We start from the raw sequence: 18,425 nt of genomic DNA, 5'->3' as shown, positions 1-18,425 counted from the left end.
AAAATGGAATTTCAGCAGTCAGATGTATTGAAACAATTACCGACACAATTTTTTGCATCCCTTGTGCAAAAAGTGCAGAAAAAAGTGGAGGAAGGCGCAGATATTATTAATTTAGGACAGGGAAATCCTGATCAGCCAACTCCCGTGCACATTGTAAAAGCGATGCAAGAAGCGGTCGCAAAACCTGAAAATCATCAATACTCCTCATTCCGCGGAACAGCGAAATTAAAAAAGGCTGCCGCTGCCTTTTATGAAAGAGAATATGGGGTTACACTTGATCCGATGACGGAAATTGCGATTTTATTTGGCGGGAAAGCGGGACTTGTTGAGCTGCCGCAATGCTTGCTGAATCCGGGTGATACGCTCCTTGTTCCAGATCCAGGTTATCCTGATTATTGGTCAGGTGCCGTGCTCGCTGGAGCTCAGATGGTGACGATGCCGCTACTTGAGCAAAATGATTTTTTACCTGACTATGACCGGTTGCCTGAGGATGTTAAGAAAAAAGCAAAGTTGATGTATTTAAATTATCCCAACAATCCGACAGGTGCTACGGCAAGCCAATCATTTTTTGAAGAAACCGTGACATTCGCTAAAGATCACAAACTCTGTGTTGTCCATGATTTTGCCTACGGCGGCATTGGGTTTGATGGGGAAAAGTCGATCAGCTTTTTGCAAACAGATGGAGCGAAAGAGACGGGGATTGAAATTTATACATTGTCTAAAACGTATAATATGGCGGGCTGGAGAGTCGGATTTGCAGCAGGAAATCCGTCTGTTATTAACGCGATTGAGCTTTATCAGGATCACCTGTTTGTTTCACTGTTTAAAGCCACTCAAGATGCGGCAGTGGAAGCTTTGTTAAGCGACCAAACGTGCGTACAGGTGCAGAATAATCGATATGAGAAACGGCGAAATGTGTGGATTGCTGCGTGCAAGGAGATTGGCTGGGAGGTCACTGCACCAAAGGGGTCGTTTTTTGCTTGGCTAAAGGTGCCAGAAGGATATACATCTGAATCTTTTGCTGACGTATTATTAGAGAAAGCACATGTGGTTGTGGCACCTGGGAATGGGTTTGGTACTCACGGTGAAGGATACGTCAGAGTAGGACTTTTAACAAATGAGGAGCGGTTAAAAGAAGCCGCTCAGCGAATTGCTGCCTTGAATCTGTTTGAAAATAAGCCATTGACAACATGAAAAAACGGTGCGATAATTCAGACAATATTTAAGAAAATTGAATATTCTTATCAAGAGTAGGCAGAGGGACTAGCCCAATGAAGCCCGGCAACCGACTTCTATGAAGCACGGTGCTAATTCTTGCAGCAAGCGCTGAGAGATAAGATTCGGATGAATGATACGAAACAACCTCTTTAAGGCGCTGATTAAGCACTTGAAGAGGTTTTTTTATTGACCATATGTATGACGCAATCGAAAGGGGATTCCTAGTGAGTGAATTACTGGCAACATACGTATTAACACATCGAGAGGATGAACAAGTGAACCGAAAAGCGGAGCAGATCGCGCTTGGTTTAACAGTTGGATCATGGACGGATTTACCGCAGCTCAAAAAAGAGCAGCTTCAAAAGCATAAAGGCCGGGTAGAAAAGGTAACAGAAAAATTTGCCCCAGCCGAGAACGGTCTATATCAATCTGAGGTGACCATTGCTTATCCTGAGGCTAACTTTTCAGCAGATATACCGGCTGTTTTGTCGACGATCTTTGGAAAACTTTCACTAGATGGAAAAGTGAAACTAGTGGACATTCAATTCTCGGATAGATTTAAAAAAAGCCTGCCAGGACCGGTATTTGGTATTGATGGCATACGAAAAAAAACAGGCGTGTTTGATCGACCTTTGTTGATGAGTATTTTTAAAGGTGTCATTGGCCGTGATATGACAGATTTAAAAGAACAACTCCGTTTACAAGCATTAGGCGGCGTTGACTTTATCAAAGACGATGAAATTTTATTTGAGAGCCCGCTAGCCCCTTTTGAAGATCGAATCAAAGAAGGAAAAAAGATATTAAAAGAAACATATGAAGAGACAGGACACCGAACGCTATATGCTGTTCATTTAACAGGAAGAACCTTTGAACTGAGGGATCGAGCAAGAAAGGCAGCTGAACTCGGAGCGGATGCACTCTTATTCAACGTTTTTGCCTACGGGCTAGATGTCATGCAAAGCTTAGCTGAGGATCCAGATATTCGATTGCCTATTATGGCCCATCCTGCAGTAAGCGGCGCTTTGACATCATCACCTGAATATGGATTCTCCCATTCTCTTCTTTTAGGTAAATTAAATCGATATGCTGGCGCTGATTTAAGTCTTTTTCCCTCACCGTATGGGTCGGTCGCACTTCCGAAAAAAGATGCTTTTGGAATCTATGAAGCTTGTGTAAAAGAGGATTCGGTTCAAAAAACGTTCCCAGTCCCGTCAGCAGGCATTCATCCTGGAATGGTTCCAGTTTTGATGAAAGATTTTGGACTCGACCATGTGATAAATGCTGGTGGAGGAATTCACGGACATCCTCGTGGAGCGATCGGCGGAGGGAAAGCATTTCGATCGATCATTGATGCGGTGATACATGGTGAGTCAATCCAAGAGAAGACAGCTTCTTGCCAAGACTTAAAAGCAGCACTTGAATTATGGGGAAGGGTAGTAGAATAAATGAAAAAACCAATTGTATGTTGTGATTTTGATGGAACCATTACGAAAAATGATAATATCATTCGCATCATGAAGCACTTTGCACCAAGTGAATGGACGAAGCTGAAGGACGATGTTCTCACAAAGGAGATCACCATTCAAGAAGGCGTCGGGCAGATGTTTCAATTACTGAAGAGTGATCAAAAAGAAGCCATTCAATCGTTTATTTTAGAAGATACAGAGATTCGAGAAGGATTCAAGCAATTTGTTGATCATGTGAAAAAGGCTGATATTCCCTTCTATGTGCTAAGCGGCGGGATGGACTTTTTTGTATATCCCATACTCGAAGGCATTGTGGAAAGAGAGGATATTTATTGCAATCATGCCTCATTTCACGAAGAGCATATTCAGATTGAATGGCCACATGCCTGCGATTCGCAATGTCAAAATGGCTGCGGATGCTGTAAGCCGTCAATCATTCGAGAACTGACCCGTGAGAATGACTTCATTATCATGATTGGAGATTCAGTCACCGATGTGGAGGCGGCAAAGCATGCGGATCTCACATTTGCGCGTGACTACTTGCTAAACGAATGTAAAGAACTCGGGCTTGTTCATAAAGAGTATGAAACATTTATTGATCTTAAAGCACAATTTGATCAAATAAAGGAAGTGAAGGAATGGCAGACGAAAAGAACAAGCGCTGGCAGGAGCTAGCAGACGTCAAACGTGAACTGGCACAAAGAGACTGGTTTTACGGAACAAGCGGCAATTTATCGATTAAGGTGTCGGATGATCCAATCACGTTTTTGGTGACGGCAAGCGGCAAAGATAAACGAAAAGAAACAGATGAAGACTTTGTTTTAGTAAATGCAGCAGGTAACCCTGTTGATCCTGACGTACCGCTTAGACCATCAGCTGAAACACAACTTCACACATATGTGTATGAGCGGACGAATGCAGGCTGCTGTCTCCATGTCCATACTATCGACAATAATGTGATCTCTGAGCTGTATGGGGATAAGGGCGAGATTCGTTTCAAAGGAAACGAAATCATCAAAGCGCTTGGTTACTGGGAAGAGGATGCAGAAGTGTCGTTACCGATTATTGAAAATCCAGCCCATATTCCGCATCTTGCAGCACAATTTGCAAAGCATCTCACTGAAGAGTCGGAATCAGGTGCTGTGCTTATTCGAAATCACGGCATCACAGTCTGGGGAAAAACTGCCTCTGAAGCAAAACGAGTATTAGAGGCGTATGAATTTTTGTTTAGCTACTACTTAAAATTAACGCTTTATCAAAAGCAGCTTGTCACATAAAAAGGAGGAAAAGCACATGGCGACGATTTTGATTCATAATGAAGAGAATACATTACTTGAAAGCGAACAAGAGGTGGCAGCCTATTTAGAAAACCAAGGGGTCATTTATGAACATTGGGATATTGCAAAGCTGCCAAACCGATTATCAGAAAAGTATGATTTAACAGATGAAGAAAAGGACGAGATTTTGACTGTTTTCCAAAAGGAAATCGAGAGTATATCAGAGAAACGAGGGTACAAATCACAGGATGTGATTTCATTATCTGATGCCACACCAAACCTAGATGACCTGCTCCAAAATTTTCAGCGTGAGCATCACCATACAGATGACGAAGTCCGTTTTATTGTAAGTGGTCATGGAATCTTTGCCATTCAAGGGAAGGATGGCGTCTTTTTTGATGTAAGACTGAACCCAGGCGATTTAATTTCTGTTCCACCACATATTCGTCACTACTTTACACTTCAAGAGGATCGAAAAGTGGTCGCAGTTCGCATATTTGTCACAACTGAGGGCTGGGTGCCAATTTACGAGGAAGAAACGGTTTAATGACAAGAGCTGATCATTCCGCATGAGGCGGAAGATCAGCTTTTTTTTAGGAAAATAGGTATAAAACGAGAAAGAAAATAGTTGATTTTGATCTTCAGCATAGGATAAAATTCTGTTTAATCCATGTGTCAGTCCTGTCCAAATTTGAAGTTTACCCCCAAATAAGAGTGGGTAAGAGGTCTTTAGGCTGTAAAAAATTAAATAAAATAAGCATATTTAATTTAATTTACAAATAAAGTATAATTTTGGTGTCGGATCAATTTGAGCATAGACAGTCGAATTTATTGCGGGAGCTGAGATCATGAATAGTTATGTAAGAAAAGAGCAATTGCTAATGTCAATTGACGAGAAGAGAAAACAGATGGTAGAAGCTGCTCAAGCAGAAGGCTACACTGGTGAGACGACAATTAAATATAGTCAAGAACTGGACAACCTGATGAATGAGTATCAGTATCTCCTTTTTCATGAGAAACAATCTGCCCCCTCCTTTCATGATCTTGTCTCTCAAATGAGTCTGCTATCTGTGAACCGTCCCTCTTATTGACATAAAAAAACCGGTCTTGCCTAAGCAAAACCGGCTGAATGTTTCAGCTATGCTGAGTGAGCAGAAGGAAGCATGATCATGACAGTTGTTCCTTTATTCACTTCGCTCTCGATATCAATTGTTCCGCCATACATCGAAATGATTCGTTTACACACGACAAGTCCAAGACCTGTTCCTTTTTCCTTCGACGTAATAAAAGGGAGGAAGATATGTTTTAACATTTCTTCTTGTATGCCCTCGCCTGTATCTTTCACTTTAATAATGACATGGTCTTTTTCAGCCTCAATCAAAATCTTCAAATGACCGCCATTTGGCATCGCTTCTAACGAGTTCTTCGCAACATTTAATACAACTTGTTTAATATGATCCTTTGTGCAATAGACCCCAACATCTTGAATTGTATTAATTTGCAGATCAACCTCAACATTATACAGGTTCGCCTCAGAGAAAACGATCGGCATGATCTCACTTACAATTTCTTTTACAGAGTTATTCTGCCATTTTTCTGCTGTTGGTTTCCCTAATACAAGAAACTCACTGACGATTTGGTTAATTCGTTTAATTTCTTCTTCAATGACAGAAAAATAGAGCTGATCTTCTTCAGAGTGATACTTCTTTTGCAAAAGCTGTATAAAACCACTAATCCCTGTTAAGGGGTTGCGAATTTCATGTGCCGTACTTGCTGCGAGGGTTCCGATTAATTCAAGCTTTTGCGCTTCATTTTGGTGACGTTCCTGCTGGGTTTGCCGCCTTAAAATGATATATTGAACAAGTGTGAATAAAATATTTAATAAAATAAAAGCACTGGATAAAGGGATCAGCATAACAGACAGCACTTCACCTGTAGAAGCGCGCTGCGGATAGACCTCCAGCTTCCAGCTGTTTTCATCTAAATATGTAGACACAGTGCTACCATTTTCTGATGCTGGTTGTGGGCCACTTGTAAACACAACATGTCCATTTTGATTCAGCATCTGAAAATGAAGATCAGGGTTCAATACATTCATTATATTTCTTAAATAATCAATTTGAATGGCGGCGACTAGCACATTGGTGACTTCTTCGTTTTCATCCAGCACAGGCACACAAATGGAAAGAATCCGCTGTTTCGTAATTCGGCTCACATAGTTATCTGTGATCACCGTCTGCTTGGTCACTTGAATGCGCTTAAAGTAATCTCTGAATGATAGGTTAATTTTTTCCTTTAAAGGTGTGGTGCTTACAGTTACATTTCCTTTTTTGTCTAGGAGATACAGACCTGAAAAACGAGGTTCTTGTTTATAGATTTTCTCTAGGATGTTATGTACTTTTTTCGTCTTGAGAGGCTGGTCAAATCCCATGGCAAGTGAAGTTAATCTTGCTTCTGTTTCACTAATTAAATAATTCATTTGGTTTTTGTGAATATTTAACATAAGTGTAGCAGTTTGTTTGTTTTTTAAATCAATTTTTTCCGTTTCTTTTTCGTAGATAAAATAACTAATGATTAGGGTTGGAATCATGACCAAAATAAGGTACAGCCTGATCTTCTTCCAAAGCCCTTTCAGTATACTCATCATTCATCGCTCCAACGTATTACCTAATAGACTTATTATAGCATTGAACCTATCTTTATTACGATGACTTGTGTGATTTTTAAAAAATTAGGTGATTCGTTCTGGTCTCATTTTCATGCTAAAGATAGATCAAGATGTTGACATTTTACTTATTGTTTATTAATGTCACATTAGTGGGTTGCATTTCATAAAGGATGATAAAAAAATGGAAAATCATAATGTTGAAAAATCTTTAAAATTATTTATTGTATTATCACGTGCCTATCGCTCAATTAATCATCACATGAACAAACATATTGTGAAGCACGGACTGAATCCGACTGAATTTGCGGTATTAGAATTACTGTATCATAAAGGGGATCAGCCACTTCAGCAAATCGGTGATAAGATTTTACTTGCAAGCGGCAGCATCACGTATGTGGTCGATAAATTGGAGAAGAAAGAACTCCTCAGTCGTAAGGCCTGTGCAGAAGACCGCAGGGTCACATTTGCGCATATTACCGAGCAGGGACGAGCTTTGCTTGATGATATCTTCCCAGATCATGCGAAAGAAATTCATGAGATGATCAGTGTCCTGAGCGAAGAAGAGAAGGATGCCTGCATTGACATGCTTAAACATGTGGGACTGCGTGCAAAACATTTATATGATCATAAAGAATAAATAAAAAAGGAAGCCGAGGGCTCCCTTTTTTATTTTGCTTTTTTTTCGATCGGTAAAATCAGTACTTCTACGCGTCGGTTTTTACTTCTGCCTTCTGCTGTATCATTTGAAGCGATTGGCTTGAATTCACCGAAACCTTTTGTGCTAAAGTTCTCTTGGTTTAAATTGCTGTTTTCAAGAAGAATACTCAAAAAGTTTACAGCACGTATGGCACTTAAATACCAATTGGATTCAAAATCTGAATTTCTGATCGGTACATTATCAGTATGTCCGCTAATGACGATGTCACGAGCGGGGTTAATAACGAGTAGTTTTGAAATTTCCTTTGCTAACGGGACATCTTGAGGGCGAATAACTGCTCGGCCAGAATCAAAGAAGATACTGTCTTCTATCGTAATGAGCAAACCTTCGTCCGTCAGCTTTGTTTCGAGCTTAGCTCCAAGTTTCTTATTAGCAATGAAGGAATCCACTTGCTTTTTGACCTTTGTGAGAACAGCATGATCTCGAGCTTTCGCTTTAGCTTCTTCATCTTCTTCCGCTGCTTTCTTGGTCTGGTTGCTATTTTCAGTTTCTTCAGTACTTTGCATGCTGGATTGATCCATGACACCAGTACCGCCTGTAAAGACGACATTAAAAGACTTAGCCATCTGTTCATATTTTGCCGCATCAATCGAACTAGATGCAAAAAGCACAATGAAGAGAGCGAGTAGAAGCGTTAGAAGATCGGCATAAGGGATCAGCCAAGATTCATCTACATGGTCATCGTGATCATGTTTTTTACGTTTCCTAGCCATTTTGTTTTTCTCCTTCTTCAATGACAAGATTTGCACGTTCTTTCGCTGGTAAGTACATGAGAAGTTTTTGTTCAATCACTTTTGGAGATTGACCTTCAAGAACAGAAAGGATCCCTTCGATCATAATCAGACGAAGTTTTACTTCTTCCTTTGATTTACGCTTCAGCTTGTTGGCGAATGGATGCCATAACACATACCCAGTAAAAATCCCAAGCAGTGTCGCAACGAAGGCAGCACTGATTGCATGCCCAAGTGCTTCAATATCTCCCATGTTAGCAAGTGCAGCAATAAGTCCGACAACGGCGCCAAGTACACCAAGCGTCGGAGCGTATGTACCAGCTTGTGTAAAGATTAATGCGCCTGACTGATGTCTTTCAGCCATGGCGTCAACTTCTTCTGTTAAGACGTCGCGAATAAATTCCGCACTTTGACCATCAACGGCCATGCTTAAACCGTTCTTAAGGAAATCATCATCTACTTCCTCAATGCTAGCTTCTAAAGCCAAAAGACCTTCACGACGCGCAATTTGTGCCCAGTTTGAAAAAAGAGGGATCATTTCTTGAATCGTTGGAAGCTTGTTGTCTTTGAAAATTTTGCCGAACAATTTTGGTGTTTTCTTAATTTCACTAGATGGGAATGCGATGACAACAGCTGCAATCGTCCCAACCACAATGATCAATATAGCCGCTGGGTTGATAAGAGCGGTTAGACTTACACCTTTCAAAACCATACCGACACTCAGTGCAATAAATGCTAAAATAATACCTATTAACGATGTTTTGTCCATTATCTCACCAAATCCTTTAACTATCTTTTTCTATAGTTAATATCGGTGTCTTCTAGAAGGGTTTTAGTCTGAATATCAAATTAAGACAGTTTCTGTGAAGAAATTTTGACGAAAGCGCTTTCTATTGCTTTAAAAAGAAACTCCCTCTAATATAAAGGGAGTTTCTTTTTAATTTCTTTGAGCAGTTTCATTTAAAAGCAGCTCTTTTAATTTTTCCTCATACATGATTTTGACAAGATCATAGCTCCAATTCATCATGTGATCCACCTCTTTTTCTTTTATCTTAAATGAAAAGAGGCGGGGGAGCGTCGGCGTGCGGATGGAACTTAGACACCGCCACATGATGGAGCTGTAAATCCTTCTTAAGATGTACTTATCCTTTTTTAACGACAATTTCGTTATCTTCAACAGCTACAGTAAATCCTGAAAGCTTATCTTCTTCAAGCAATATCTCCGTCATTTGATCTTCAACGTGCTCTTGAATGGTTCTTCGCAGTGGACGAGCACCAAATGCAGGATGATATCCAAGTTCTGCAATTTTTTCTTTCGCTTCTTTTGTCACATGGACTGTTAAATTTTGCTCTTTTAATTGTGCTGACAGCTCATTGAGCAGAAGATCTACAATCTTCACTAAATCATCTCGATCTAAGGAGTCAAACTGAATGATGCTGTCAAAACGGTTCAAGAATTCTGGTTTGAAATAGGCGCTGAGTGAATCAATGAGTGATTGTTCCTCGATTGCTTCTTCCTGATCAGACTGGAAGCCGACTTTAACCGTTTTATCTGTGCTGCCTGCGTTACTTGTCATGATGATGACTGTATCTTTAAAGCTGACAGTTCTGCCTTGGCTGTCTGTTAACCGGCCATCTTCCATGATTTGAAGGAACATGTGCTGCACATCAGGGTGTGCTTTTTCGATTTCATCCAGCAAAATGATGCTGTATGGTTTTCTGCGCACTTTTTCTGTCAGTTGACCTGCTTCATCATGTCCAACATAACCAGGTGGAGAACCGATGAGCTTAGATACTGAGTGTTTCTCCATGTACTCACTCATATCTAATCGGATGATCGCCTCGCGTGAACCAAATAATTCTTCAGCTAGCGTTTTTGATAATTCGGTTTTCCCAACACCTGTTGGTCCAACGAATAGGAAGGAGCCAGTTGGTCTATGTTTTGATTTTAAGCCGGCTCTACTTCTCTTCACAGCTTTTGCGACTTTTTCAACCGCATGTTCCTGACCGATCACTCGTGCTTTTAAGCGGACGTCAATTTCTTTCATTTTGGTTTGTTCGTCTGCTTGCAGTTTGCCAACAGGGATGCCTGTTTTTTGTTCGACAATGGCTTGAATGTCTTCTGCTGTGACGACATGTTCTTTGTGATTTGTTTTGTTTTGAAGTCTTGCTTCAATGGCTTCTTCTTCATCTCGAAGCTTTGCTGCTTTTTCGTATTGTTCTTCTTTTAAAGCAGCCTGTTTTTCAGCAGCAATTTCACTCAGGCGATTTGTTAGTTCATCTTCACTTGCGGCATCAATGGAGAGGTTCGCCTTTGAACCTGCTTCATCCATTAAATCAATGGCTTTATCCGGCAAATGCCGGTCCTGGATATACCGTGAAGATAATTGAACACAAGCTTGAATCGCTTCGTCTGAATAGGTGATACCATGGTAGCTTTCATACTTATCTTGAATGCCTTTTAAAATATCAATCGCTTCAGCTTGTGTTGGCTCATCTACAATGACGGGCTGGAAGCGCCGTTCAAGTGCGGCATCTTTTTCAATTTGACGATATTCTTTTAATGTCGTCGCACCTACTAGCTGGAGCTCGCCTCGTGCAAGGGCTGGTTTTAAGATGTTTCCAGCATCCATTGACCCTTCGGCAGACCCTGCGCCTACAAGAAGATGAATTTCATCTACAAATAAGATAATATTTTTACGGCTTTGCAATTCTTTAATTAACTGCTTCATTCTTTCCTCAAATTGACCACGTATTCCTGTGTTCGCGACAAGGGACGAGACATCTAATAAATAGATTTGTTTGTTCTTTAATTTATTTGGTACATCGCCACTTGCAATTTTCAGTGCAAGTCCTTCAGCAATCGCTGTTTTCCCAACACCTGGTTCACCAATGAGGACGGGATTGTTTTTATTTCTTCTATTTAAAATCTCAATGACTCTTGCGACTTCTTCATCACGGCCGATGACTGGATCAATTAAACCAGCATTCGCGCCATCTGTTAAATTTCGGCCAAGTTCATCGAGTAAGCCTTTATGCTTTGGTTGCTCTACGTTTTGCGTATGTCCTGCTTGCTCAGAGAAGAATGAGCTTCCTCCGAACAATTGAGGTCCCATTTTCATTTTTGATTGCTCCATCAAAGAGGTGTAGCAGTCTTCACATAAAACCATTTGGCTCCGGGATGAATTCACTTGCATATTCAGGCGAATTGTTGCTTCATTTACTTGACAATGTTGACAACGCATTTGCCATGACCTCCTTATATTTTAAAGTTTGACTTTATTTGACCAATGAATGTTAAAGAAAATGGTCTGTTGTTTGACCATCTTTGACTATAGTATACTCTGACCTATTTTGACTTTCAACTGTTTTGCTCAAAGGCAGGTAAAAATCCTTTTTTGCATTTAATCATGGTTTGTCCTTCTTTTCAAGGAACTTGTCTCATAGGATAAAAAAAGACAATCGAAAGTGATGGGTGCGGAGGGGTCACATGAAACGTTCAAATGAATCCGCTTTTCAGCTTGCCTTTGTATATGTAGGAACAGTGGTTGGAGCTGGGTTTGCGACCGGAAAAGAAATCGTAGAATTTTTTGTTCGTTTTGGCTGGATTGGATTATTCGGAATCTTGATTAGCGGCGCTATTTTTACTGGACTTGGGGCAAAAATGATGCTCATTTCTAAACGAATTGAAGCAGAGTCTTATCAAGATATGAACCGGTTTTTATTTGGCGCAGCTGCCAGTCGGTATATTAATGTCGTCATGTTTTTTATTTTACTAGGCGTCACTTCAGTGATGATTTCTGGCGCAGGTGCTATATTTGAAGAGCAGCTTGGCATATCGAAGGAATATGGGATCTTTTTAACAATCATTCTGAGTGTGATTGTGCTTTTGAAAGGATCAAAAGGATTATTTGGTGTGAATGTTCTCGTCGTCCCAATGCTTATTTTCTTTTCATTGATCGTGTTTCTTGATTCATTCGTTTTTAGCAGTAGTGAAAGTTATGTTCTTGCATTGCAAATGGGTGAGGGAGAGTGGATTTTATCAGCTATCTCATATGGAGCTTTTAATTTGGCACTTTCTCAAGCCGTTTTAGTGCCCGTCGCAAATGAAATGACCTCTGAAGCGGTGATTAAAAAGGGAGCTGTGCTTGGGGGCATCATGCTGACAGTTATTTTATTCGTATGCTTTTTATCTCTTTCTTCATTAGATATGCTAGAGGCGTTTGATATTCCAATGGCGCAGGTCGTGTATCAAGTAGCAAATTCCATACACCTCATTTATTTATTTGTGATTTTCGGCGAAGTTTTTACATCTGTCATAGGCAATTTATATGGACTTGAGAGACAAGTGAGGGCGTATATACGAATGAACAGTGTCTTGACGATATCCCTTATTCTCTTATGCTGCTATGTGATAAGTAAAATTGGTTACGGTACATTGATATCAACGGTTTATCCTATTTTTGGCTATGTGAGCATCTTTTTTATCCTCTTTCTTTTTCTCAAAAAAGTGCCTGCCTCTTTAGATAAGTAAAGAAGGGATAGCCTGCATGACAAATATGTGGTACACTATCCTCTGTGAAAATTGAACAAAAATCCGTGTAAACGGGAGAGGTTCTAGCAAAACCCTCTATAAAAAACTAAGGACTTGCCGTATCCTTGGATGTGGCATTTTTTATTTTTTATGGCTGGGACACCTCATACACATGTAAAGGTGTCTTTTCTTTTGAGAAAAATAGGGGTTTTCATGAGCCTTTCAGATGCAGCTTTGTACGATGGTATAGATCTGCAAAAGGAGGAGAACAGAAGATGAAAAATGAAAAAGCAGTCGTTGTCTTTAGCGGGGGACAAGACAGTACAACATGTTTATTATGGGCACTTCAACAATTCGAAGAGGTAGAAACCGTGACCTTTCATTATAATCAGCGTCATCAAGAAGAAATTGATGTCGCCAAAAGAATTGCGGATAAGTTAGGTGTGAAGAATCATCTATTAGATATGTCACTTTTGAATCAGCTGGCACCAAATGCTTTAACAAGAGATGACATTGATATTGAAGAAAAAGAAGGAGAGCTGCCTTCCACGTTTGTACCAGGAAGAAACTTAGTGTTCTTATCCTTTGCTTCTATTCTTGCATATCAAATCGGAGCAAGACATATTATCACAGGTGTATGCGAGACAGACTTTAGCGGCTATCCAGATTGCCGTGACGAGTTTGTAAAGTCATGTAATGTCACAGTAAATTTGGCGATGGAAAAACCATTTGTCATCCATACACCACTTATGTGGCTCAATAAAGCAGAAACATGGAAATTGGCAGACGAGCTGAATGCATTAGATTTTGTGAAAAATGAAACGCTCACTTGCTATAATGGCATCATTTCTGATGGCTGCGGGGAATGTCCTGCGTGTAAACTTCGGAAAAAGGGCTATGACACGTATATGGAAATGAAGGAGGCAAAATAAATGCTTTCTCAAATCTATCCACAAACGAATCATCCATACTCATTTGAATTGAATAAAGATATGCATATATCAGCTGCCCATTTCATCCCAAGAGAAGATGCAGGTGCTTGCAGCCGTGTACATGGTCATACGTACACCATCAATATAACCATTGCTGGAGATGAACTAGATGATTCGGGTTTCCTTGTCAATTTCAGTACACTGAAAAAACTTATTCATGGACAGTATGATCACACACTGCTGAATGATCATGAGGAATTCTCATCAACCAATCCATACGCGATGCCTACTACAGAGGTTGTGGCAAAGACAGTCCATGACAAAGTCGCAGATTATTTATCGACTTTAGCAAATAAACCGGTATGTGTTCAGGTCTTTGTGAGGGAGACACCAACAAGCTACTGCATTTACCGGCCGAAACGAGTTGAGCACAATGGCTAAGGCGATACCTGTACTAGAGATCTTTGGTCCGACCATTCAAGGAGAAGGGATGGTGATTGGACAAAAAACCATGTTTGTCAGAACGGCTGGCTGTGACTACTCTTGCAGCTGGTGTGATTCCGCCTTTACTTGGGATGGTTCAGCAAAGCATGACATTCAGTGGCTTCACGCAGAAGACATTCTCAAAGAATTAAAAAGAATAGGTGGACAGGCTTTTTCTCATGTCACCATTTCAGGGGGAAACCCTGCGCTTTTAAAACAAATGGAATCACTCATTGATTTGCTTCACGAAGAAGGAATTGATACAGCGCTTGAAACACAAGGGACAATGTATCAGGACTGGTTTTTGAAAATTGATGATTTAACAATTTCTCCGAAACCGCCAAGCTCAAATATGAAAACAGATTTCGCGAAACTCACACGTATCATAGATGAGCTGAAAAACGGAAATAGATTAGAGCATGCAAGCCTGAAGGTCGTCATTTTTGACGATCATGATTTAGCCTATGCAAAGGATGTTCATGCGAAATATCCAGAGCTTCCTTTTTATTTGCAAGTAGGAAATGATGACACGACAACAGGTGATGATGCGTACTTATTGACGCATTTATTAAAGAAATATGAAGCGCTTGTTGATCAAGTAGCGCAAGACCCAGACTTAAATCGCGTAAGAGTTCTGCCGCAGCTTCACACATTATTGTGGGGAAATAAACGAGGCGTATAGAAAGGAAGAGATGACATGACGACAAGAAAACCAGAAGAATTAGAAGGCGTCACTTTACTAGGAAATCAAGGAACCAATTATTTGTTTGATTATGCACCGCAAGTGCTTGAAACATTTCCGAATAAACATACAAATAGAGATTATTTTGTGAAATTTAACTGCCCAGAATTTACGTCACTTTGTCCGCAAACAGGTCAGCCGGATTTTGCGACAGTTTATATCAGCTATATTCCAAACGAAATCATGGTCGAAAGTAAATCATTAAAATTGTATTTGTTCAGCTTCCGTAACCATGGTGATTTCCATGAGGATTGTATGAATATTATTATGAACGATCTTATTGAATTGATGGATCCAAGATACATTGAAGTATGGGGCAAATTTACTCCAAGAGGCGGTATTTCAATTGACCCGTACACAAACTATGGAAAACCTGGTACCAAATATGAAGAAATGGCGTCATATCGTATGATGAACCATGATATGTATCCTGAAACGATTGATAATCGCTAATAAAGAAAAAGACATGCCTAATGACATGTCTTTCAGCGTGTAGACAAACCCTCGCATTCGGTGTCAGTCCTGCGTGCTGGTGCTCACGAATGTCAAATTCGCTCCGCTCCAGTACTCGTCCTTCCTATGACTGCAAAGGTTTTCTATCACGCTGAAAAGAAGACCAAGTGCTAAAATCAAGATCATTTTAGCACTTGGTCAACAATCTGAGACATGCCTAATGCATGTCTTTTTTTATGGGTTTAAAAGGGATGGATCAGAATGAAGTGATAAAAAAAGAGAAGAGTCATGTCGCTCTCCTCATAAAAATGGGAATAGAACTTGCTAGGACGGCTGGGGGCTACCAGCTCGTAAATTTATTATACATGACAGAACGTATGTTTGTAAAGGCGAATTGTGTTTTTTGCTTATTTTATTTGCTTTGAGATAAAATAGGGGCAATGAACGAATAACGGAGGCGTTTGAGTTGGCAAACAATGAAGAAAAGACAGAGAAGCTGCTGATGGAGCTAAAAGAAGAGCTACAAATGCTCGAACATCAAAACAAAGAACGATATAAATGGAGTGCCTCCACATTGCTTGGAGTGATTGCACTTTTGATCGATAAAGGCGTTATCACCCCAGAGGAAGTTGATATGTACAAAACGAAAGCGGAAATGCAAACCTTTCATACGCAAAAAGACTGACACTCATACAGATGAAATAATAACAAAAGGACATAACAAATTGTATGCTATGTCCTTTTTTCTGCATTTATTTTTATGCTATTAAACAAGTTTATACATTAAAACATCATCCCAGTATTCATGTTCACTTATTTTAAATTCTTTTATTTTACGTCCTTCTTCTCTGAAGCCCATCTTTTTGTATAAAGAAATAGCTTTTTGATTTGTAGAGAATACGGCTAAACTAACCTTTTCGATCGAAGGGTTCTTTTCTGCCCAATCTAATAACGCTGTTAGCAACACTTCCCCTACGCCTAAACCTCTAAAGTTCTTATGAACCAACAAACCGAATGAACCTGTGTGGGCAGTTCTTTTTCTATTTGATCCATTTTTAAATGCTATAAACCCAATGACTTTTCCGTCTTTTTGAGCAACTATGTACGTTTCGTTATCGTTCTCTATTCTTTTTTGTATCCAAGCCTTGTGTTCTAAAAGGGTTTTTTTGTTTTCTTCAGGCGTTGTAAGTAAATAATCTGATTCAGCAATCACTGATGACTGTATGTCTAAAGTAGTTTCAGCGTCTTCCATATTCCCAAAACGCACAATGATATCATTTGAATTTTGCATTTTAGTTTCTCCTATCTAGAGCTAATACTGCATTTCATCACTTTATAAAAATAGAAGGTTGTCTGAAATACTATTTACCATTTCAAAAATAAATGATTTGCTTCGTATTTACGTATGTATCGATAGTCTGAATTGAGGATTGCAAATTAATGTACGGAGTCTTTGATGATTTTATAGTTTTTATGATTAACGACTGTTAGTGAATCCAGTTCTAAATCTCTATAGTTGTCCATAATGGTGACATCTACAATGACAGAGTTTTCGTTCACTTTTTCAACTACACCTGTTAAACCATTTCTAAATTCGATCACATTTCCAATTTTTGCAATCTTCAACCGATCCCTCTCCTTTAAAAACAGATTTCATTCCCTATTAAAAAGTATTTTGCAATATTTTCATACCAATGTAAAGGATAAAGACGTTTTTGTTTCGTTTTCGTTGTATGCTTACCTAACGGATGGTATATTTAATATTTGATGATGGCTGTAAAGGAGCGGTTTTTTTGACGGAAGAACAAATCCTCACAATACTTGAGTCGTTACGAAATGGGACAGAAAAGCAAGTAAACATCCAAAAAGATGATTTTTTAACGTTTCGTTCGATTTTGGTGAATCAAGATGATTTTAAGCATTTTCGCGGGATTGCGAAACATGGTGGAGATGTTATTTTTGAATATCTTACAGAAGCAAGAAGCTAAAGCTTTCTCTCATGAATGAGAGAAAGCTTTTTTATTTTAGTTCTTTTGTCACACTTCAAATGGTCTTGATACATGTGAAAAGAAAATGTAATAACCCATAATCAGGTGCATAAGGATGATTATAGGCGGAAAATAGACCTTTTTAAGCGCTAACAATTCCAGTTGATACGCAATTCAACTAGGACATGCCATTTAATAACGGAATTTGGACAGGCATGAAAATCTTTGTGGGTGAAAATAGAAGAAGCTCTTGTTAGAGTGGACAAGTATCTTACCGCCTACTTTAATTAAAGGAGGAATGAGGCGAATGATGAAAATTCATACAGCTCTTTTTGTCATCCTAATGCTGGTTGCAGCCATGAAGATGGAGAACATCCAAGAGCAGCAAGGCACATTAAGTCACGAACTTTCACAAGCACCTGTTAAGCATGAGCTTTCATATATAAATCAAGATGATCACGATCAAGTCATCCCAGCATTTTCAGAGGAGAAGCGTCAGCCGAAAGTCAAAATGCTAAGTACGTCTACAGAAGAAAAGTCTTCAAAACCAAAGCAGAAGAAAAGAGTAAAATCAGAAACGACGAATGAGGAAAGCGCCAAACGCTATTCTAATGAAGAAATGGAGCTGCTCTCACGATTGGTACATGCTGAAGCGAAAGGTGAATCTTACGCAGGTAAAAAAGCTGTAGCAAGCGTCGTCTTAAACAGGGTGGAACATCGCTCTTTTCCTGACAGTGTCAAAGGTGTGATTTATCAGCGAAATGCTTTCCAGCCAGTATCGAATGGAAGTATTCATGATAAAGCAGATCAAGATTCTGTTAAAGCTGTGAAACAAGTAGTGAAAGAACATGACAGAACAACAAAAGCCATTTATTTTTATAATCCTAAAACGGCAACAGATAACTGGATTCGTTCTCGCAAAATTGTAGAACGTATCGGTCGTCACGTATTTGCCGTATAAAGAAATGAAGCGATCAATTAGATCGCTCCAGCGTGTAGACAAACCCTCGCATTCGTTGTCAGGTCTGCGCTTCGGTGCTCACGAATGTCAAATTCGCTCCGCTCCGATGCTCGTCCTTCCTAGACTTCAAAGGTTTTCTATCACGCTGAAAAGAAGACAAAGGGCTAAAATAAAGATCATTTTAGCCCTTTGTCAACAACCTGAAGCGATCAATTAGATCGCTCTTTTTTTGTCTTCATTTATCAAAATATTTT

21 protein-coding genes and 2 riboswitches are annotated in these 18,425 nt (G+C 39.6%); of the genes, 15 read left to right on the top strand and 6 right to left on the bottom strand.

Translation table 11 applies throughout. From position 1 onward, the window contains the following. Positions 1-3 precede the first annotated feature (3 nt). The 6 genes from GPS65_RS14320 to GPS65_RS14295 all read left to right on the top strand — a co-directional run bounded on the left by GPS65_RS14320 (position 4) and on the right by GPS65_RS14295 (position 5,052). Entirely contained in the window at positions 4-1,194 is a 1,191-nt protein-coding gene (locus GPS65_RS14320; RefSeq protein WP_119124758.1) for a pyridoxal phosphate-dependent aminotransferase, read from the top strand. 44 nt (positions 1,195-1,238) lie between these two features. After that, positions 1,239-1,340, top strand: a riboswitch (SAM riboswitch). Positions 1,341-1,442: 102 nt separating this feature from the next. Then, complete coding sequence (mtnW, locus tag GPS65_RS14315) at positions 1,443-2,663, top strand: 2,3-diketo-5-methylthiopentyl-1-phosphate enolase (RefSeq protein WP_041815463.1); 1,221 nt, start codon at positions 1,443-1,445, stop codon at positions 2,661-2,663. Further along, on the top strand, positions 2,664-3,359 hold the full coding sequence (locus GPS65_RS14310; protein ID WP_012009736.1) for a 2-hydroxy-3-keto-5-methylthiopentenyl-1-phosphate phosphatase: 696 nt from the start codon (positions 2,664-2,666) through the stop codon (positions 3,357-3,359). Next, positions 3,323-3,961 carry a methylthioribulose 1-phosphate dehydratase gene (locus tag GPS65_RS14305; RefSeq protein WP_012009737.1) on the top strand — a complete coding sequence of 213 codons (639 nt, stop codon included), beginning with the start codon at positions 3,323-3,325 and terminating at the stop codon, positions 3,959-3,961. Before GPS65_RS14310 ends, GPS65_RS14305 begins: the two co-directional genes overlap by 37 nt. 16 nt (positions 3,962-3,977) lie before the next feature. Further along, positions 3,978-4,508 carry a 1,2-dihydroxy-3-keto-5-methylthiopentene dioxygenase gene (locus GPS65_RS14300; RefSeq protein WP_088004406.1) on the top strand — a complete coding sequence of 177 codons (531 nt, stop codon included), beginning with the start codon at positions 3,978-3,980 and terminating at the stop codon, positions 4,506-4,508. Between the two features lie 301 nt (positions 4,509-4,809). Beyond that, positions 4,810-5,052, top strand: a complete 243-nt coding sequence (locus GPS65_RS14295; RefSeq protein ID WP_161985449.1) for an aspartyl-phosphate phosphatase Spo0E family protein — start codon at positions 4,810-4,812, stop codon at positions 5,050-5,052. Between the two features lie 47 nt (positions 5,053-5,099). Here GPS65_RS14295 and GPS65_RS14290 read toward each other — a convergent pair whose 3' ends face one another. Next, positions 5,100-6,605 (bottom strand): sporulation kinase KinD, encoded by a 1,506-nt coding sequence (locus GPS65_RS14290; RefSeq protein ID WP_088004407.1) that lies wholly within the window; start codon positions 6,603-6,605, stop codon positions 5,100-5,102. 205 nt (positions 6,606-6,810) lie between these two features. Here GPS65_RS14290 and mhqR point away from each other — a divergent pair, with 205 nt between their 5' ends. After that, positions 6,811-7,266: a MarR family transcriptional regulator MhqR gene (mhqR, locus tag GPS65_RS14285; RefSeq protein WP_003211701.1), complete on the top strand. Its 456-nt coding sequence runs from the start codon at positions 6,811-6,813 to the stop codon at positions 7,264-7,266. A gap of 29 nt (positions 7,267-7,295) precedes the next feature. On the opposite strand, the gene motB is transcribed toward mhqR, so the two are convergent. The 3 genes from motB to GPS65_RS14270 form a co-directional block, all read right to left on the bottom strand. Continuing rightward, positions 7,296-8,060: a flagellar motor protein MotB gene (gene motB / locus GPS65_RS14280; RefSeq protein ID WP_012009741.1), complete on the bottom strand. Its 765-nt coding sequence runs from the start codon at positions 8,058-8,060 to the stop codon at positions 7,296-7,298. After that, the gene (gene motA, locus GPS65_RS14275) at positions 8,053-8,847 is read right to left on the bottom strand and encodes a flagellar motor stator protein MotA (RefSeq protein WP_012009742.1); all 795 of its coding nucleotides are present in this window, start codon (positions 8,845-8,847) and stop codon (positions 8,053-8,055) included. The genes motB and motA overlap by 8 nt, the downstream gene beginning before the upstream one ends. 373 nt (positions 8,848-9,220) lie before the next feature. Continuing rightward, the gene (locus GPS65_RS14270; RefSeq protein ID WP_144482222.1) at positions 9,221-11,323 is read right to left on the bottom strand and encodes an ATP-dependent Clp protease ATP-binding subunit; all 2,103 of its coding nucleotides are present in this window, start codon (positions 11,321-11,323) and stop codon (positions 9,221-9,223) included. Positions 11,324-11,568: 245 nt separating this feature from the next. Between GPS65_RS14270 and GPS65_RS14265 the strand changes: the two genes are divergently transcribed. The 6 genes from GPS65_RS14265 to GPS65_RS14240 all read left to right on the top strand — a co-directional run bounded on the left by GPS65_RS14265 (position 11,569) and on the right by GPS65_RS14240 (position 15,907). Next, a complete protein-coding gene (locus tag GPS65_RS14265; protein ID WP_012009744.1) occupies positions 11,569-12,612 on the top strand; it encodes a YkvI family membrane protein in 1,044 nt (347 codons plus the stop codon). Positions 12,613-12,683: 71 nt separating this feature from the next. Continuing rightward, positions 12,684-12,728, top strand: a riboswitch (PreQ1 riboswitch). Between the two features lie 159 nt (positions 12,729-12,887). After that, positions 12,888-13,544 (top strand): 7-cyano-7-deazaguanine synthase QueC, encoded by a 657-nt coding sequence (gene queC, locus GPS65_RS14260; RefSeq protein WP_012009745.1) that lies wholly within the window; start codon positions 12,888-12,890, stop codon positions 13,542-13,544. After that, positions 13,545-13,985 (top strand): 6-carboxytetrahydropterin synthase QueD, encoded by a 441-nt coding sequence (gene queD / locus GPS65_RS14255; protein ID WP_012009746.1) that lies wholly within the window; start codon positions 13,545-13,547, stop codon positions 13,983-13,985. It begins immediately after the preceding gene. Further along, the gene (gene queE / locus GPS65_RS14250) at positions 13,978-14,709 is read left to right on the top strand and encodes a 7-carboxy-7-deazaguanine synthase QueE (protein ID WP_161985448.1); all 732 of its coding nucleotides are present in this window, start codon (positions 13,978-13,980) and stop codon (positions 14,707-14,709) included. Before queD ends, queE begins: the two co-directional genes overlap by 8 nt. Positions 14,710-14,724: 15 nt before the next feature. Further along, a complete protein-coding gene (gene queF / locus GPS65_RS14245; RefSeq protein ID WP_003211403.1) occupies positions 14,725-15,222 on the top strand; it encodes a preQ(1) synthase in 498 nt (165 codons plus the stop codon). A gap of 466 nt (positions 15,223-15,688) precedes the next feature. Beyond that, a complete protein-coding gene (locus GPS65_RS14240) occupies positions 15,689-15,907 on the top strand; it encodes a hypothetical protein (protein WP_012009749.1) in 219 nt (72 codons plus the stop codon). Positions 15,908-15,988: 81 nt separating this feature from the next. Here the strand turns inward: GPS65_RS14240 and GPS65_RS14235 are convergent, their stop codons facing one another. Further along, entirely contained in the window at positions 15,989-16,513 is a 525-nt protein-coding gene (locus tag GPS65_RS14235) for a GNAT family N-acetyltransferase (protein ID WP_012009750.1), read from the bottom strand. A gap of 146 nt (positions 16,514-16,659) precedes the next feature. After that, the gene (locus tag GPS65_RS14230; RefSeq protein WP_003211747.1) at positions 16,660-16,848 is read right to left on the bottom strand and encodes a YkvS family protein; all 189 of its coding nucleotides are present in this window, start codon (positions 16,846-16,848) and stop codon (positions 16,660-16,662) included. A 167-nt stretch (positions 16,849-17,015) separates the two neighbouring features. Here GPS65_RS14230 and GPS65_RS14225 point away from each other — a divergent pair, with 167 nt between their 5' ends. Together GPS65_RS14225 and GPS65_RS14220 are read left to right on the top strand one after the other, a co-directional pair. Then, a complete protein-coding gene (locus tag GPS65_RS14225; protein WP_012009751.1) occupies positions 17,016-17,210 on the top strand; it encodes a hypothetical protein in 195 nt (64 codons plus the stop codon). Positions 17,211-17,517: 307 nt separating this feature from the next. After that, on the top strand, positions 17,518-18,171 hold the full coding sequence (locus GPS65_RS14220; protein ID WP_012009752.1) for a cell wall hydrolase: 654 nt from the start codon (positions 17,518-17,520) through the stop codon (positions 18,169-18,171). Positions 18,172-18,425: the final 254 nt, after the last annotated feature.

Origin of the sequence: Bacillus pumilus, from assembly GCF_009937765.1 — a bacterium.
Lineage (GTDB): Bacteria > Bacillota > Bacilli > Bacillales > Bacillaceae > Bacillus > Bacillus pumilus_O.
This window is presented reverse-complemented; position numbering and strand designations above follow the sequence as displayed.

Coding starts and splice junctions, on each gene's coding strand:
- GPS65_RS14320 (WP_119124758.1), top strand. CDS start 4: ATGGAATTTCAGCAGTCAGATGTATTGAAACAATTACCGACACAATTT.
- GPS65_RS14310 (WP_012009736.1), top strand. CDS start 2,664: ATGAAAAAACCAATTGTATGTTGTGATTTTGATGGAACCATTACGAAA.
- GPS65_RS14305 (WP_012009737.1), top strand. CDS start 3,323: ATGGCAGACGAAAAGAACAAGCGCTGGCAGGAGCTAGCAGACGTCAAA.
- GPS65_RS14300 (WP_088004406.1), top strand. CDS start 3,978: ATGGCGACGATTTTGATTCATAATGAAGAGAATACATTACTTGAAAGC.
- GPS65_RS14295 (WP_161985449.1), top strand. CDS start 4,810: ATGAATAGTTATGTAAGAAAAGAGCAATTGCTAATGTCAATTGACGAG.
- GPS65_RS14290 (WP_088004407.1), bottom strand. CDS start 6,605: ATGAGTATACTGAAAGGGCTTTGGAAGAAGATCAGGCTGTACCTTATT.
- mhqR (WP_003211701.1), top strand. CDS start 6,811: ATGGAAAATCATAATGTTGAAAAATCTTTAAAATTATTTATTGTATTA.
- motB (WP_012009741.1), bottom strand. CDS start 8,060: ATGGCTAGGAAACGTAAAAAACATGATCACGATGACCATGTAGATGAA.
- motA (WP_012009742.1), bottom strand. CDS start 8,847: ATGGACAAAACATCGTTAATAGGTATTATTTTAGCATTTATTGCACTG.
- GPS65_RS14270 (WP_144482222.1), bottom strand. CDS start 11,323: ATGCGTTGTCAACATTGTCAAGTAAATGAAGCAACAATTCGCCTGAAT.
- GPS65_RS14265 (WP_012009744.1), top strand. CDS start 11,569: ATGAAACGTTCAAATGAATCCGCTTTTCAGCTTGCCTTTGTATATGTA.
- queC (WP_012009745.1), top strand. CDS start 12,888: ATGAAAAATGAAAAAGCAGTCGTTGTCTTTAGCGGGGGACAAGACAGT.
- queD (WP_012009746.1), top strand. CDS start 13,545: ATGCTTTCTCAAATCTATCCACAAACGAATCATCCATACTCATTTGAA.
- queE (WP_161985448.1), top strand. CDS start 13,978: ATGGCTAAGGCGATACCTGTACTAGAGATCTTTGGTCCGACCATTCAA.
- queF (WP_003211403.1), top strand. CDS start 14,725: ATGACGACAAGAAAACCAGAAGAATTAGAAGGCGTCACTTTACTAGGA.
- GPS65_RS14235 (WP_012009750.1), bottom strand. CDS start 16,513: ATGCAAAATTCAAATGATATCATTGTGCGTTTTGGGAATATGGAAGAC.
- GPS65_RS14220 (WP_012009752.1), top strand. CDS start 17,518: ATGATGAAAATTCATACAGCTCTTTTTGTCATCCTAATGCTGGTTGCA.